Raw genomic sequence first — 1,803 nt, forward strand, 5'->3', positions numbered from 1 at the left:
CGAACCCGGAAGCTAAGCCCCTCAGCGCCGATGGTACTGCACTCGCCAGGGTGTGGGAGAGTAGGACGCCGCCGGACACCCATTCACGAAGAGCCACCCCGTTCGGGGTGGCTCTTCGTGTTTCCCGGACATTCCCCGGACTGGATATCCGGTGGCCGTGGGTGTCGAAGATCACGTAGCCGCTGTGGGTCGCGGGTGGGTGTGAGCGGCAGGGTCTCGCGCCGTGGACTGGGCCGAGCTTGTCGCGAGGCGTGACGCCGGCCGTCGTGCCGCGACGCGAGGGATCGCAGCCGGCGCGCCGTGGGGCGAGCCGTCGGGGCGTGGAGACGTTCCTCAGGAGTCGGTCTCCAAGGCCGGTCCTGCTGCCCGCTCGGTTCCGTCAGGTCGGACTGCCGGGGTGGTTCGGCGCACACGGGGTGCTCCGGGGTGCGATGACCTGACAGCACCGCTGGATCCGCGTCCCCGCGCCATCCGGTACGCCCACGAGAAGGATCGGAGTGCTGCGGTGGTGGCACGGCTCGGCGGGCGCGCGCCGGGGCGCTCGATGCGAGGGATTGCCCGGGTGGATGAGACGATGGTCGGCGGTCGAATGACGAGGAGACGCAGGACATGAGCAGCGACGAGCGCGGGACGCGCCCGGCTGGTGAGGGCGGTCGACGCGACGTCGGCGGTCGTGACGGCGAGCGCCGGGGCGGGGGCGTCGGGCGGTTCGCCGGACGCGGCGCTGCGGCAGAGGGCCGCACCGGTCGCGGGCCCCGGGTCGCGGGGTCGCGTGGGCGCCCCGTGCGCGACGAGCGGACCGACCGGGACACGCAGTCGACGTTCCGTCGTCCCGCGCGCGCCGAGCGCCCGGCTGCCGCCGACGTCGCGCAGCGTGCGGATGAGCGTCGGGACGAGCGTCCTGCCCGTCCGGCTGCCGGTCGCGGGTACGACGACCGCGCAGCGGCGCCCCGGTCCGCGGGCGGTTCCCGCGAGGGTCTCCGCCGCGACGGTGCGGCGCGCGACGAGCGCCGCGGCGGCTGGCAGGAGCGCGCACCGCGTCGGGACGACGGCGGGGCCCGCGAGGGAGGGTTCCGCCGGGATGACCGCGGTGCCCGCGACGGTGGCTTCCGCCGGGACTCGCGTCCGGACCGGTCGGCGTCGGGCCGTGACGACCGTGGCGGTCGTCCGTCCGGTGGCCGCGAGGACCGTGCCTACGGGGCGCCGCGTCGGGACGACCGCGCGGAGCGCCCGGCGTTCCGCGGCGGGGACCGTCCTGAGCGTCCGGGTGGGTTCCGTGGCGACGACCGGCCGCGGGGTGAGGACCGCCGGGACCGTCCCGGGTTCCGTCGCGACGACCGTGCGCGTCCCGCCGACGGGCGCGAGGGCGCCCCTCGCTGTGACGACCGCGCGGGTGGCTTCCGACGCGACGACCGCGCGGGTGGCTTCGGTCGTGACGACCGCGGGCCTCGTCCCGCCGGTGGGCGGGACGAGCGCGGGTACGGCGCGCCGCGTCGCGAGGACCGTGGCGACCGTCCGGGCTTCCGCCGTGACGACCGTGGCGACCGTCCGGGCTTCCGCCGTGACGACCGTGGCGACCGTCCCGGGTACCGCCGGGACGACCGCGAGGGTCGGCCCGGGGGCTTCCGTCGGGACGACCGGGGCGAGCGCCCAGCCGGTGGTCGCGACGACCGTGGGCGCGGCGCTCCGCGGCGCGACGACCGTGGCGGGCGGCCTGGCTCCGGGCGACCCGGTCGGCGCGACGAGCGTCCCGGGTTCCGCGGGGACGACCGGCCGCGGCGCGGCGAGCGCGGCGGCTACGGC

1 rRNA gene is annotated in these 1,803 nt (G+C 77.4%); it reads left to right on the forward strand.

From position 1 onward, the window contains the following. A 5S ribosomal RNA gene (gene rrf / locus EBM89_RS22660) occupies positions 1–77 on the forward strand; the annotation flags it as partial. Positions 78–1,803: the final 1,726 nt, after the last annotated feature.

The organism is Cellulomonas triticagri (assembly GCF_003696205.1).
Lineage (GTDB): Bacteria > Actinomycetota > Actinomycetes > Actinomycetales > Cellulomonadaceae > Cellulomonas > Cellulomonas triticagri.